This window comes from Evansella halocellulosilytica (assembly GCF_002335745.1).
GTDB classification, from domain to species: Bacteria; Bacillota; Bacilli; order Bacillales; family Salisediminibacteriaceae; genus Bacillus_CA; species Bacillus_CA halocellulosilytica.
Genome location: NZ_NIST01000001.1, coordinates 4,486,123 through 4,500,352 on the forward strand (window position 1 = coordinate 4,486,123; position 14,230 = coordinate 4,500,352).

At 38.6% G+C, this 14,230-nt stretch carries 11 protein-coding genes; 1 reads left to right on the top strand and 10 read right to left on the bottom strand.

Annotation, left to right across the window (positions count from 1 at the left end; translation table 11 throughout):
- Positions 1–36 precede the first annotated feature (36 nt).
- The 10 genes from CD001_RS21345 to zapA all read right to left on the bottom strand — a co-directional run bounded on the left by CD001_RS21345 (position 37) and on the right by zapA (position 12,999).
- Positions 37–819: an enoyl-CoA hydratase gene (locus tag CD001_RS21345; RefSeq protein WP_257009891.1), complete on the bottom strand. Its 783-nt coding sequence runs from the start codon at positions 817–819 to the stop codon at positions 37–39.
- Positions 820–881: 62 nt separating this feature from the next.
- Entirely contained in the window at positions 882–1,466 is a 585-nt protein-coding gene (locus CD001_RS21350; protein ID WP_096189645.1) for a TetR/AcrR family transcriptional regulator, read from the bottom strand.
- A 476-nt stretch (positions 1,467–1,942) separates the two neighbouring features.
- On the bottom strand, positions 1,943–3,643 hold the full coding sequence (locus CD001_RS21355) for an AMP-binding protein (protein ID WP_096189646.1): 1,701 nt from the start codon (positions 3,641–3,643) through the stop codon (positions 1,943–1,945).
- A gap of 398 nt (positions 3,644–4,041) precedes the next feature.
- A complete protein-coding gene (locus tag CD001_RS21360) occupies positions 4,042–5,748 on the bottom strand; it encodes a long-chain-fatty-acid--CoA ligase (RefSeq protein WP_096189647.1) in 1,707 nt (568 codons plus the stop codon).
- A 551-nt stretch (positions 5,749–6,299) separates the two neighbouring features.
- On the bottom strand, positions 6,300–6,761 hold the full coding sequence (locus CD001_RS26105; RefSeq protein ID WP_142303624.1) for a hypothetical protein: 462 nt from the start codon (positions 6,759–6,761) through the stop codon (positions 6,300–6,302).
- Positions 6,762–7,524: 763 nt separating this feature from the next.
- Positions 7,525–7,932, bottom strand: a complete 408-nt coding sequence (locus CD001_RS21365) for a DUF350 domain-containing protein (protein WP_096189648.1) — start codon at positions 7,930–7,932, stop codon at positions 7,525–7,527.
- A 29-nt stretch (positions 7,933–7,961) separates the two neighbouring features.
- Positions 7,962–10,325, bottom strand: a complete 2,364-nt coding sequence (locus CD001_RS21370; RefSeq protein ID WP_096189649.1) for an endonuclease MutS2 — start codon at positions 10,323–10,325, stop codon at positions 7,962–7,964.
- 19 nt (positions 10,326–10,344) lie between these two features.
- The gene (gene polX, locus CD001_RS21375; protein WP_096189650.1) at positions 10,345–12,069 is read right to left on the bottom strand and encodes a DNA polymerase/3'-5' exonuclease PolX; all 1,725 of its coding nucleotides are present in this window, start codon (positions 12,067–12,069) and stop codon (positions 10,345–10,347) included.
- A gap of 133 nt (positions 12,070–12,202) precedes the next feature.
- Positions 12,203–12,739, bottom strand: a complete 537-nt coding sequence (locus CD001_RS21380) for a CvpA family protein (protein ID WP_096189651.1) — start codon at positions 12,737–12,739, stop codon at positions 12,203–12,205.
- Between the two features lie 2 nt (positions 12,740–12,741).
- Entirely contained in the window at positions 12,742–12,999 is a 258-nt protein-coding gene (gene zapA / locus CD001_RS21385) for a cell division protein ZapA (protein ID WP_257009892.1), read from the bottom strand.
- A 200-nt stretch (positions 13,000–13,199) separates the two neighbouring features.
- Here zapA and rnhC point away from each other — a divergent pair, with 200 nt between their 5' ends.
- Entirely contained in the window at positions 13,200–14,144 is a 945-nt protein-coding gene (gene rnhC, locus CD001_RS21390; protein WP_096189653.1) for a ribonuclease HIII, read from the top strand.
- Positions 14,145–14,230 lie beyond the last annotated feature (86 nt).

Consider the following 14,230-nt stretch of genomic DNA (forward strand, 5'->3'; position numbering starts at 1 on the left):
AAATATTCCGATTTTTTATACTAAAAAAATAACCGTTTATTTCCCTTTAAAATTTGGCTTTCGTTTTTCAATAAACGCTTGGATTCCTTCTTTTGCATCAATTGTTGCAGAAACATCGCCAAACCTCTGTGCCTCAAGTTCAGATGCTTCATCAAACGTTTTGTCTTCATATGCTTGTAACAATTCCATTGCATATTTAACAGATATTGCACCTTTTTGTGACACTTTTTTCGCTAATTTCGTTGCCTCATCTAAAAGTGTTTCCTGTGGATAAGCATCGTTAGCTAATCCCCATTTAACTGCTTCCTCACCTGTAATCGGATCAGATGTCAGCAACATTTCAGTCGCTTTTGCACGACCAACGAGCTTCGGCAAGCGTTGTGTTCCGGCAAAGCCTGGAATTAGGCCTAATTGCAATTCTGGTAACCCTAATTTTGCGTCTTCAGCTACAAGTCGGATATGGCAAGCCATTGCAAGCTCAAGTCCGCCACCAAGTGCAGCTCCATGAATAGAAGCGATAACTGGTTTTGAAAACCCTTCTATTCTTTTGAACACTTTTTGACCTTTACTAGCCATTTCGCTGAATGTATCACTGCCATTAACCATTGTAAATTCTTTAATGTCAGCTCCAGCTGCGAAGAATCGTCCTTCCCCATGGATAACTACGGCCTTAACGTTTTCGTCTCCTTCAATATCGCTTAACGCGAGGTTGAGGTCATCGAACATTGCCTGAGACAATGTATTAGCTGGTGGATGATTTAATGTGACAAATGCAACCTGTTCTTCCTTACGTAATTGTACATACGTATAATCGGTCAAATGACTCACTCCTCTCATCATCGTTATCTATCATTTTCCTATGCAACATAGGTCGTTCCCCATTATTTTTTCAGCCCATTTAGTAACGTATTATTTAATGGTTCTGCAAGGGCGGAAAGACTGTAACGGTGATCTTTCATAACCCAATTTGTAACGACTTCATCGATTGCCCCAAAAATAATTTGTCTAGCTATTCTTCGATCTAGGTCTTGTGGGAATAGTCCAGCTTCGATTCCTTCCACTAAGACTGAATCGATTAAACCGAGGTAGCCTTTTAACACTTCATTTATTCGATTTCGTAAAGCTATATTTGATTGCCTTAATTCTAGTTGTGTGACGATGGCTAATTCATAATTGGCCTCTAGCTGAGTTAAATGCATTTCGATAAGAATCGCCATTTTACGTTCAATTGAAGTTTCTTCATCGAGACGTTCTCTGCTTTTTTCTACGAAGTTCCCCATTTTTTCTTCAAACAATGAAATGAGAATATCTTCTTTATTTTTAAAATATAAATAAATTGTCCCGTCAGCGACACCAGCTTCTTTTGCAATTTTTGACACTTGCGAGTGGTGGTAGCCGTTTTCTGCGATTACTTTAACTGCTGCATCAATAATTTGTTCATACTTTTGACCTCGTTTTTTAGCCATACAATCACTTCCTCAATCTTCTTCAATAAAATGAATGATTGTTCATTCATATCTCTTATTTTAGTCGAAGAGTATAGCTCTGTCAAATGAAGATTCAAAAAAGATCATGCAATCACCTTTGAAGTCCCATCTTTATAAAACACGAGTCTAGTATGCTGTGTTGTTTATGAAACAGTATATATGAGTGGGGGGCTGTGCGATTTCCAAATATCCTTTCAATAGATTTTCTTCAAAACTCATCCATCCCCTCATAGTGCATCTCCGACTGTTCACCTAGTACTCATATTATGTTAAACGATCCGTTCTACTCTTTTAGTAATGCTGTTTTATTAAAGATTATTGCTTTTGGATCATATGAGATGATTGTTTGAATCGGTTACTGGTGGACGCTTTCACTTCTTCGAATTTTCAATAAAACAAAATTCTATGCGAAAAGATTCTTTGGTAAAAAACATTCTAGCTCGCGGCTAGAATGTTCAGCTCGTTTTTTGTTGCTGCTTTTCTTTTTCTTCCTCGACTAAAGCGCGTCGCAGCACTTTCCCGACCATTGTTTTAGGCAATTGATCACGAAGCTCATATAATCGCGGAACTTTATATGCCGATAAATGTTTACGGCAATATTCGTTCAGCTCATTTTCAGTTAGTTTTTCTCCTTCTTTTAAGACGACAAATGCTTTGACTGTTTCACCACGATACGGGTCAGGTACTCCGATTGCAACCGCTTCTTGAACCGCTTCATGCTCATAAAGAACCTCTTCAATTTCACGAGGGTATATGTTGAATCCCCCTGCAATAATCATATCTTTTTTACGATCAACAATGTAAAAGAAGCCTTCTTCATCCATATAACCCATATCACCAGTCAATAACCATTCTTTTTGAAAAAACGTTGCTTCCGTTTCTTCTGGGCGATTCCAATAACCTTTCATTACTTGAGGACCGCGAATGATCAATTCACCGATTTCCCCCACTTCTGCTTGTTCGCCCGTTTCAGCAGATAAAATGGCGACATCTGTATCTGGCCATGGCAAACCTATACTGCCTGTTGGGCGTTTTCCCCACATTAAATTAAAATGAGTAACTGGTGAAGCTTCAGTTAAACCGAATCCTTCAGACAGTTTTCCGCCTGTTAAATTTTCAAAGCGCTGCTGAACTTCAACTGGAAGTGGTGCTGAACCACTAATACATACATCAATTGAAGAAAGGTCGTAACGTTGGACATTCGGATCATTAATTAAACCGATGTACATTGTCGGTGCTCCTGGAAAAATCGTCACTTTTTGTTTTTCGATTGCCTTTAGTGTTTGTTTCGTATCAAAACGAGGTAAAATGACCATTTTGGAACGATCCATAATCGAAAAGTTCATGCCTACCGTCATCCCATATACGTGGAAAAACGGAAGTGCACATAAAATGACTTCGTTTCCGTGATCAATTTTGTGCATCCACTTGATACATTGTGTCGTATTCGCAACAAGATTATGATGCGTCAGCATGACCCCTTTAGCTACGCCTGTCGTACCGCCTGTATACTGAAGAAGTGCTAAATCTTCTTTCGGATTTATATCAAGCTGAATTTCTTTTGCATCCCCTGCCTTCAATAATTCAACAAATGAGTGTACGCTTTCATTGTAATTCACATCCACCTTTAAGCCCGAGTTCTTCTTTTGAATAAATGGATAAATAACGTTTTTCGGAAAAGGCAAATAATCTTTAATGTGTGTAACAATAACATGATTCAGCTTTGTTTTACTTAGAACATTCATGACACGAGGATAAACAAGGTCAAGACAGATGATCACTTTTGCTCCGGAATCGACCATTTGATGCTCTAATTCTCTCTCAACGTATAGCGGGTTCGTCTGAACAACGATAGCCCCTGCCATAAGTGCGCCATAATAGCTAATGACAGATTGAGGAGTGTTTGCAAGCATAATTGCAACACGATCTCCTTTATCAATTCCAAGCTCTCGAAGGCTGTTTGCAAATCGAAGCGAAGATTCATATACTTCTTTGAAGCTCATTTCTTTCCCCATGAAATGAAGCAAACCTTTATTCGGTTCTTCGTTTGCCCCTTCTCTTAAGTATTCTTGGAGCGTCTTTTCATCGTAATCAATATGTTTCGGAATCTCTTCTGGATAATGAGTTAACCATTGTCTCTTCAGTTGCGCTTTCATGAAACGTCCTCCTTTGGTCTCCCCTTTCCGTTGAGACATTCAAACCCCTCTATCAATTATTGTAATGAAAACGCCTTCAAAATGAAATGCTTTTGTGACAATTTTTTTAATTTTTTATTTTCATAGAATAATTAGGTAATAGTAAGAGAACAAGAAAAAAAGTATTTTACTTCATTATTCTTTTTATAAAAAATGGTTAATCCTTATGGAGAAAAGGTTTGAAGGTGTTTTTTTGTGAAAAATTCACCCAATATGTGAAATGCTTCATTTTATATTTAAATAACAAGAGGTTTAATGTATCCTAAACAATACTTGGCTTATCGTTGGTTCTTAGCACAATAAAAAATGGTACTCGCGCATTTTATTTTATACGAGAGTACCAGCTTTATAGCTATCGTTTAATCATCTTTTACTGCTGATTCCTTTATCTTCTTTTTTTCCTCTTCAACAAGAACACGCCTTAATATTTTTCCTACCATCGTTTTCGGAAGTTCTTCTCGAAATTCATAAAGCTTAGGTACCTTGTATGCTGCTAAATGTTTTCGGCTGTATTCATCAAGGGCATTTTCATCAACTGTACGACCTTCTTTTGGCACGATAAACGCCTTAACCGTCTCCCCACGGTAAGGGTCTGGTACACCGATTACACAAACTTCTTGTATATCTTCATGTTCATACAAAACTTCCTCAATTTCACGAGGGTATATATTGAATCCCCCTGCGATAATCATATCTTTTTTACGATCCACGATATAAAAGTAACCGTCTTCATCCATATAACCCATGTCTCCTGATAAAAACCAGTCATCTTTGAAGGTAGCAGCTGAATCCTCAGGGCGGTTCCAATAACCTTTCATCACTTGTGGTCCTTTAATCATGATTTCACCAATTTCATTTGGTTTTGCTTCTTCACCCGTTTCTGCAGATAAAACAGCGACGTCTGTATCTGGCCATGGTACTCCAATACTTCCAGACTTTCGATTATCCCAAATGAAATTCGACAGTGCGACTGGAGACGTTTCTGTTAACCCATAACCTTCTACTAAACGGCCATTTGTCACCTTTTCGAACTGATTCTGAACTTCAACAGGAAGTGGAGCAGATCCGCTAATACACGCTTTGATTGATGACAAATCATGATTTTTTATTTCTGGATGGTTTAACAGTCCGATATACATTGTTGGAGCACCTGGGTAGAGTGTTGCTTTATGCTTTTCAATCGCCTTTAAAATATCTTTTGGCTCAAACTTCGGCATGATGATCATTTTAAAGCCCATCCGAATCCCTAAATTCATAACAGTCGTCATCCCATACACATGGAAAAACGGTAAAGCAGCAAGGATTACTTCTTCCCCAGCTTTTAAATCATACATCCACACTTCACATTGCTGAGTATTGACAACTAAGTTGTAGTGAGTCAGCATAACTCCTTTTGCTGGTCCAGTCGTCCCCCCAGTATATTGAAGTAAAGCGATATCTGTTTTCGGATCGATCTCGAGTTTAATTTCTTTCGCTTCTCCTTTATTTATGAAGTGAGTAAAAGAATGAAGCTTATCATGATAATCTAGATCTACTTTGATGCCTGTATTTTTCTTTTGTATAAAAGGATAGATCAAGTTCTTCGGGAAAGGTAAATAATCTTTTATTCCAGTAACGATAATGTGTTCCAATGATGTTTTTTCTTTTACATTTGCAACCCTTGGGTAAACGAGATCTAAACAAATCATCACTTTAGCACCTGAATCATTCAACTGATGCTCAATTTCACGTTCAACATAAAGTGGATTTGTTTGAACAACGACCGCACCTGCAAATAAAGCACCATAATATGAGATGACTGCTTGTGGAGAATTTGCTAACATAATGGCAACGCGGTCCCCTTGCTCCACACCTATCGAGCGTAATTGGTTTGCTAATTTTAAAGCTGATTCATAAACCTCATTGTACGTCATTTCTTTACCCATGAAATCAAATGCAGTTTTATTTGGATACGATTCTGCAGCTTTTTTTAAGTAGCTTTGTAATGTGGCTACCTCGTACTCAACTGTTTTTGGAATTTCCTTTGGGTAATGTTGAAACCATGGCTTTTCCGTTAATGTTTCCATACCTTTCTCCTCCCTTAAAAAAATGATCTCTCCTTTGTAAAAGATTTGCTCGATGAAAAGTAAACCCAACTAGTCGTAAAATCGTTATTTCGTATCTCATACATATTGAGTTCTCTTTTCATCGATAGGCATTCTCCCCTCTAGTACTATTGTAATGAAAACGGATTCAAAATAAAACACATTTGTTTAAATTTTTAGAATTTTTGTTGTTAATGTTCTCTACACAATTAATTACTAAAATTTAGCAGCACATATAGGGAACGTATTAACAAATCATGACTTATGTTAAAAGGGTTTTCAGCAAGCAAATTATGCTTTCTAGAAACTCTTATTCTTTCGTGCAAGTTTTAATGGGGGAATTCTTAGTTGCAATTATACGTTTTTCAAGGGTTTATGGTTCTATAATGAATGTTGTGATCACCCTTATTAGGTCAATGTTTTGCTTTGATCATAAACAAAATAGTGTTATCGAATGAAATCTTTGATTTCCTCACTAACAGGCGGACCCTTTCACTCCAAAGCACAAGTGCGACATCTACTCATGCTGCACTTCATTTGCATTCGTAGTGTCGAGCTTGATCGAAGTAGCTCAACCGTTCGTCCGTGGCAAAGAAGACACCGCGAATACGAACAGAGTGAAGTAAGAGCGGATCGCACTTGTTCCCTGAGGTGAAAGCAAGCAAATGCTTTTGCGACGAGTAACCGCTGGAGCAAATGTTTTCTGCGACGAGTAACCGCAGGAGCACTGTTTTTCTGCGACGAGTAACCGCAGGAGCAACGAGCGACTCTTCGCTGATTTCTCTACGAGCTGCTTCGACGCATTCTCTTCTTCGATTAATCTTGCAGAGGAAGAAGCACATAGTCTGCGACGAATAATCGCAGGAGCAAATGTTTTCTGCGACGAGTAACCGCAGGAGCAACGAGCGACTCTTCGCTGATTTCTCTAATAGGACCGCCAAGAGAAGATTCCGAGTCCCTTGGTGGTAAGAAAAGCAGTCAAGCTGCTTCGACACATTCACAACCTCGAATATACTAGAAGAGAAAGAAGCACGGTATACCTTCCTACTTTTCGTTACTTTTAAAGAGATCTCACGAATACAACCCTTAAAGGTTTATTTTTCACACAGGCAGAGCCGGTGGTTTAAAAGACTATAATCAATCACCAAACAAGGTTAAAAAGATAAAAACAGCACCGGATTTGAACGGTTACGCACTAAGATCCTGTGGTAGCATTTAATCAGAAGTAGGATAGAAATCTACCCCCCTTTACATGAAGCATCTGCAAGAGTGTTGTCCAGCTCAAAGAGCGAGCCAGGAAAGAACTGAGTCGCCACTAAACAAGGCTAACACTCCTTGCATCTCCAAATAAAGGGTACGTCAATGAAGATTATAAAAACCGTTACTCAAGGTGCAAACGAATAGTGAATGGAAAATGTTGCACCACAACATTTGACAGAGAGCCATATTTTAGAGCCCGAATGAACTGCTCTTTAGTTGCTGTGAAATAGTAAAAAGACAACCAGTCATGACGACTAGCTGCCTCTATGTGTAGCTTTATACTCTTTCATTTAAGATACAGATGAACATATAATTGATGAACTATTCATCACCATGCTTTTTTTTAAGTAAAGAATAGTAAAAAGATCATTCCAGCAATAATAAACCCACCACAAAGAACAATTAATACTTTCCATAATGTTTCCATAACACGATCTCACCTTCATTTATTCTATATAATCCTAATTACGTGATAAAAATAAAGTTTCCCCTTAATATCTAGCGAATGCTTGCACCAATAATATAAGACAATGCTGCAGATAGGATAAATGAAATGAAGCCGACGGAGCGATTATCTTTTTGAAGTTCCTCATCGACTTTAAATCCTGGTGTTAAAAACTCAAAAATAAAATAAACAAATAGTAGGAGGGTGAAGCCAAACGCTCCCCAGCCTAGCATTTCCAATATCGAATCATTTGCCATAATGGAATGACGGAAAACGTTTGCTACTCCAAATATCTTTCCACCTGTTGCTAAAGATACAGCTATATTTCCATTTTTGATTTCATCCCAAGTTTTATATTTCGTCACGATCTCAAATACAGCTAAAGCTATGATTAACCCGACGACTACAATACTGTACATCCCTGCTGTATAGACATAATCATGTTGAAAAAAGTTTTCCATCGGTTCTCCCCCTCATCGAGAACAGGTGATTATTTTAGCGATACGACTGTTACACCTGATCCTCCTTCACCAGCTCCACCTAGGCGTGTCCCTTTTACGTTTCGATGTTTTTTTAATAATTCTTGTACACCTTTACGAAGAGCCCCGGTCCCTTGCCCATGAATAATTGAGACTTGATGGTAACCGGCAAGGACAGCATCATCTAGATATTTTTCGACTTCTCTCATTGCATCTTCAAAGCGTTCTCCTCGTAAATCTAGTTCCGATTTCACATGGGACCCTTTTCCACGAATTGTTGATAACGGGTTTTTTTCAACTTCTTTCGGACGGTCAATATAAAGAAGGTCTTCTTTTTTTACTTTCATTTTCATCATTCCAAGCTGAACGAAGTACTCGTTATCATTGACTTTTTCAACGATATGACCTTTTTGGTCAAAACTTACCACTTTCACTTCATCACCTGGTACAAGCTTATTTACTTTTGGCTGCTTTAAAGGTTTCTTTGTTTGCTTTTTCTTATTCACTAATTCTGGCTCAGCCCGTTCTAATCGTTTCTTCGCATCAATTAGCTCATGTTCTTTAATGGCCGGATTATTTTTTTGCATTTCACGAAGTTCATGGATGACTTGTTCAGCTTCCGCTTTTGCTTTCTCCACTGATTCGGCAGCTTTTTCTTCAGCTTCTTTCAATACTTTCTCTTTTTCTGTTTGTAGTTTATCAAACTCGTTAGTCAATTCACGGTGAAGCCGCTCTGCTTCTTTTCGAAGTATCTCTGTTTCCTCCATTTGCTGTTCAGCGTCTTTTCGGCTGTCTTCAAGTGAAGCAATCATATTTTCAATTTTGTTCGTATCTGCGCCAATATGGCTTTTTGCATCATCTATAATTGTATCACTTAACCCGAGCCTGCGACTGATTGCAAAAGCATTACTTCGCCCTGGCACACCGATAAGCAGTCGATATGTTGGTTTTAATGTTTCAACATTAAATTCAACACTCGCATTCATCACGCCTTCTCGATTGTACGCATATCCTTTCAATTCACTATAATGTGTCGTTGCGATTACTTTTGCGCCAGCATTGTATACGTAATCAAGAATTGATATGGCAAGTGCCGCACCTTCAGTAGGATCCGTACCAGCACCAAGTTCATCAAACAGGACGAGAGACTGGTGGTCAATCCGCTCTAAAATATCAACAATGTTCGTCATATGTGACGAAAAAGTACTTAAGCTTTGTTCGATTGACTGTTCATCACCAATATCCGCAAAAATTTGCTGGAACACGGAAGCTATTGAACCTTCTTCACAAGGAATTTGTAACCCTGATTGAGCCATTAACGTTAATAATCCGACCGTTTTTAATGTAACCGTCTTGCCTCCTGTGTTCGGTCCGGTAATCACAAGCGAGGAAAAATCAGTCCCTAATTCGATATCAATAGGGACGATTTCATCAGCTGAAATCAGCGGATGTCTGGCTTTCGTCATTTTTATTTTGCCTTGTTCATTTAAATTCGGCTGTGTCGCTTTAATTGCCGCACTGTAGTGTGCTTTTGCAAAGATAAAGTCTACTTCGGTCATAATATGAATGACAGTTAATAATTCATTTGCAGATTCATTCACTTGTCCGGATAAAGATATTAAAATCCGGTTTATTTCTTGCTTTTCTTTAACCCGAGCTTCACGGAGCTGATTGTTAATTTGCACGACTGATTCTGGTTCGACAAATAAAGTCGCTCCAGATGCTGACTGATCATGAACCATCCCGCCGAAGTGGCTGCGATACTCTTGTTTTACTGGAATGACATAACGATCATTTCGAATCGTGATAATGGCATCAGAGAGCATTTTTCGACCGCTTGATGATCGCGTTATATTTTCTAATTTTGAGCGCACATTCGATTCATGTGAGCGGATTTGCTGACGTATACTGCGCAGGGCAGAGCTCGCAGAATCTAACACTTCTCCGCTTTCATCAATTGACTGTTTGATTTCTCTTTCTAAATCTGTTAAAGGAACCATCTGATTCACTAAGTTAGGCAAGATCGTTAACTCAATCTCGTCTTCAAGCATACTTTCGACAAAACTTTTAAAACGGCGACTTCCGTAAATCGTGGACGAAATGTCCAGTAACTCTAGTTCATTGAGCATACCGCCGATTTGAGCACGTTTAACGCTAGCTCGAATATCACGAAGTCCACCTAATGGAACTTGTCCTTTCAGCCTGAGCACATTTGCACCTTCATATGTGCTTTGCTGTGCATGTTCTATTTCTTCCATGTTAAATGATGGCATTAAGTTCTTTACACGTTGTTTTCCTAATGAGGAACTAGCATGCTGGATTAATTGCTCTTTCATTTTGTTATATTCTAATATGCGACAAACCCTTTCTAACACAAGGGGTCACCTCCGTCTGTTACCGACCTTTTTGAATGAATGCCTTTAGTTCTTCAGCTGTCCACGTATTCACGACATTTTCATTTTTCAACCATCCACGTCGAGCCGCTTTCACACCGATTGGCATATGGTCAAGCATCTCTATTCGGTGTGCATCCGTGTTTACGGCAAATTTCACACCTTTGTCCTGTGCTTTTTTCAACCAATCTGCCGATAAATCCAGCCTATTTGGATTCGCATTCAATTCTAAGATCGTATTAGTTTCAACCGCAACTTCAAAAAGTTCATCCATGTTCACTGGATATCCACTCCGTCTTCCTATCAACCTTCCAGTTGGGTGCGCGATCATTGCTACGTGAGGATTGTATAGCGCTGTTTTTAATCGTTTCATAATCGTTTTTTCATCTTGATTAAATGCAGAATGAATCGAGCCGATGACAAAATCTACATGTTCAAGAATTTCATCATCATAATCTAAAGATCCATCTGGTAATATATCCATCTCAATCCCTGTAAACACCGTAAAGCCATCGTATTTCTCATTTTGTTTACGAACTTCCTCATGCTGACGTTTCAAACGTTCTACAGTTAACCCATTTGCAACTCGTAAAAATTGCGAGTGATCTGTTACTGCCATAAAAGAATACCCTTTTGAACGGCATGCTTCGATCATCTCTGCAATTGAATGTGCCCCATCACTCCACGTCGTATGCATATGAAGATCTCCTTTGATGTCATTCAATTCAACAAGTGACATCTCTTTCTCGAACTGTTCGATTTCTTCATAACCTTCACGAACTTCTGGAGGAATAAACGATAGTCCGAAATGCTTGAAAAAGTCTTTCTCTGAGTCAAATGTTTTCACTTCACCAGTTTCTTCATTCTCGACTCCATACTCGCTGATTTTTTCTCCGTTCTCCTTCGCACGTTGACGCATAAGGACATTATGATCTTTTGATCCTGTAAAATGATGAAGGGTTGTAGCAAATGCTTTGTCTTCAACCATACGGAAATCAATTGGAACAATTAAGTCATCAAGCTGCAGTTCAATACTGACCTTTGTCTCACCATGTCCGATAATTTCTATAATGTTTTCCATCGAAACTAATTGATCTCCTACATGCACAGGATCATCCGTGGATAATATGAAGTCAAGATCTTTAACCATTTCACGGCATCTGCGAAAGCTGCCAGCAATTTCATATCTCTGTATTCCGGTCATTCGATCAAGACGTGACTTAATTTCCTCAACGCCAGGAATCATTTGTGCAATTGGTAATCGTTCTGGACGTTTCCCTAATTCATCGATGGCTGCTAATATCTTTTCTTCTGTTTTCTCCCCAAAGCCTGGAAGCCTTTGTACTTTGTTTTTTTCACAGGCTGTTCTCAATGTCGCCACATCAACTACTCCAAGTTCCTGATAAAGCTTGCCAATCTTTTTTCCACCTAGTCCGGGAAGCTTTAATAATGGAAGTAATCCTTCAGGAAGTTCTTCCTCAAGTTCTGTCAGCGTCGAGCTTTTCCCTTCTAGAACAAGCTCTTCAATAATTGCGGCCGTTCCTTTGCCTATACCTTGTAGCTTGGAAGGGTCTTCAATTTCACCAATCGTACGTTCGTCTCGTTCAAGAGCTTGCGCTGCTTTTCTGTAAGCAGAAACTTTAAACGCATTTTCTCCTTTTATTTCAAGATAAACAGCGATTTTTTCTAATGTTTGAATAATATCTTTTTTATTTAATGCTGTCATAACGGCTCACCTCGTTTTCATCGATCCTTGTCCATATATCTATTCTCATCATAACGATAATCGTAAGATTAAAGCAACTTTGATGATGTCAGTAGTCGCAAAGAAAGCTCCTCGCATGAACGAGAAGCTAACCTTAAGTCGTTTCAGACCAAAGTTCTTTTATTTCATTTGATAAGATTGGTGTGTAATCAAAAATCATTTGCGCAAAACTAGAACCTTGCAACACTTGTTGAACAGCCTCTAACTGAATAAGAGCGGCTAAATGCAAAAGTACTACAATAATAAGCAGACCTTCAATAAAACCTAATGCTCCCCCAAGCCAGCGATTAATCATGTTTAATATCGGTAAATGTGCGAGAAAATCAAATAGCGATCCAAAAATATGCATGACGACCTTCGTAATAATGAAAAGAGCAGCAAAAGCAATTCCATTGTAGTAAACGGACTCCAAATGAAAAGCTTCAACAAGGAGGCTCATTCCTGAATCTGATGAAAGCTGCGGAAACGGGATCCATAATCGTATGTAGTGTGCAACATCTTGATAGTATAAGTAGGCAACGATAAAGGCAACTACGAATCCTAGTAAATGGATAAGTTGTAAAATAAATCCACGTCGAAATCCAACAAAAAAGCTAATAATTAAAGCAATAAACAACAAAAAACTAAGCATCTTTATAAATCCCCATCTTTCTTTTCATCTTCCTCTATCCTTTTAAGCAGATCTAAATATTCATTTCCTATATTGACAGCTGTTAAAACAGCTAATTTATTTGAATCTAAATATGGATTCTTTCCTTTTAGTTCTTTCATTTTTCGATCGACGAGTCTGGCAACTTTTTTCACATGCTCTGGATCTTCTGACCCAACAATTTTATACTGCTGCCCAAAAATCGTCACACTCGTTCGACGCTTTTCGTGTTCTTCTCCCACTACTAAGCCTCCATTCGTCATAGAAATCCTATTATTTATCATAACATGCCAGATCGTGTATGAAAATATAAACTATTGATTACAGAAAATAGATGACTTAGAATACGAGTTTGTCTATACTAGTTAATACGCATCTTTCCCGAAAATGTCTATGATAACGATAGTATTCGAACCAAAATATTTAGAGAGGCTTGATTCTAATGAGTTACGAAGTTGTGCAAGTTGATAAGTCAATATTAGAAAAAATGAAACTTACATATTCCGATTCGCTAAAAGCAAAACCCCCTCAAGGAGCGGTTTTTGCCGCTAAAACGAAAGGTTGTTCGATCACAGGCTATCGGTCAGGAAAAGTCCTTTTCCAAGGTAAAGACGCTACAACTGAGGCGAAAAGGTGGGGGAATGAAAGTAAAGCGGCTCCGACAAAGAAAAAATCCACTACAAAAAGTGTAAATAATCATAAATATCAGCCCCCGGAAGATGTTGCCAACCTTGTTCTTTTAGGAAGTGACGAAACAGGTACCGGCGATTATTTCGGTCCGATGACTGTCGTTTGTACCCATTTATCACCTGAGCAAATGAAGACGATCGAACATTGGGGGATTCGTGATTCCAAAACAATTACGGATACTACAATTCGAGACATCGCGCCAAAACTAGTAAAAGAATGTACGTACAGCCTTCTCGTTTTAAAAAATAAAAAATATAATGACCTTCAGCAAAAAGGGATGAACCAAGGTCAAATGAAAGCCTTACTTCATCATCAAGCTATTGTGAATGTCATGAAAAAATGTGCAGACGAACAGTTAAACGTTGAAGGAATTCTCATTGATCAGTTTGTACAGCCTGACCGTTATTTTGAATATTTACGTTCAAAAGGAAAGCAATGGCGTTCAGAGAAGCCGTTATACTTTGCAACGAAGGCAGAAAACCTTCATCCTGCAGTAGCTGCTGCATCAGTCCTTGCTCGTTATTCATTTTTAAAAGAAATGGATGCATTAGAACAGCAAGTCGGGCTTCCTCTGCCAAAAGGAGCAGGCAGCAAAGTCGACCAAGCAGCAAAAGAAATCGTCCGCTTAAAAGGAAAAGATACATTATATTCTTGTACGAAGTGGCACTTCGGTAACACTCAAAAAGTAATAGGCTAACGATATTACGCTTAGATTTTGACTGAGGTCAGAACTAAGCGTTTTTTGTCGTTAATTTTGTGGAATCTAATTCCGCTATTGAGGTA

What these genes read in the sequence shown, in the direction of transcription:
- rnhC (WP_096189653.1), top strand. Translation starts at nt 13,200, where the DNA reads ATGAGTTACGAAGTTGTGCAAGTTGATAAGTCAATATTAGAAAAAATG.
- polX (WP_096189650.1), bottom strand. Translation starts at nt 12,069, where the DNA reads ATGACAGCATTAAATAAAAAAGATATTATTCAAACATTAGAAAAAATC.
- CD001_RS21380 (WP_096189651.1), bottom strand. Translation starts at nt 12,739, where the DNA reads ATGCTTAGTTTTTTGTTGTTTATTGCTTTAATTATTAGCTTTTTTGTT.
- CD001_RS21355 (WP_096189646.1), bottom strand. Translation starts at nt 3,643, where the DNA reads ATGAAAGCGCAACTGAAGAGACAATGGTTAACTCATTATCCAGAAGAG.
- CD001_RS21360 (WP_096189647.1), bottom strand. Translation starts at nt 5,748, where the DNA reads ATGGAAACATTAACGGAAAAGCCATGGTTTCAACATTACCCAAAGGAA.
- CD001_RS21365 (WP_096189648.1), bottom strand. Translation starts at nt 7,932, where the DNA reads ATGGAAAACTTTTTTCAACATGATTATGTCTATACAGCAGGGATGTAC.
- CD001_RS21350 (WP_096189645.1), bottom strand. Translation starts at nt 1,466, where the DNA reads ATGGCTAAAAAACGAGGTCAAAAGTATGAACAAATTATTGATGCAGCA.